This is a genomic window from Pseudoalteromonas aliena, assembly GCF_038155085.1.
In the GTDB taxonomy this organism is placed as follows: Bacteria; Pseudomonadota; Gammaproteobacteria; order Enterobacterales; family Alteromonadaceae; genus Pseudoalteromonas; species Pseudoalteromonas aliena_A.
Genome location: NZ_JBAKAU010000159.1, coordinates 1 through 222, shown reverse-complemented (window position 1 = coordinate 222; position 222 = coordinate 1). Strand labels below are relative to the sequence as shown.

Below are 222 nucleotides of genomic sequence, written 5' to 3'. Positions count from 1 at the left end.
AAACTTTGATCGCCTGCGTTATGTTGCTGAGCGCACAGCATTCGGTCAAAAAAATGATGCGTTATTAGCCGTTACTATCAAAGAAGAAAAAGGCACTTTTAAACAGTTTTGTGCTTCTTTAGGGGGGCGTGATATTACAGAGTTTAAATACCGTTATGCGGGCCAAGGTGAAGCGCAAATATTTTTAGGTATTGCACTGCGACAAGGTGAGCAAGAGCTCAA

The 222-nt window shown here is 41.9% G+C and carries 1 pseudogene; it reads left to right on the top strand.

Features of this window, described 5'->3' with window-relative positions:
• Positions 1-222 (top strand): annotated as a pseudogene (locus V6260_RS18925) (threonine ammonia-lyase, biosynthetic); the annotation flags it as partial.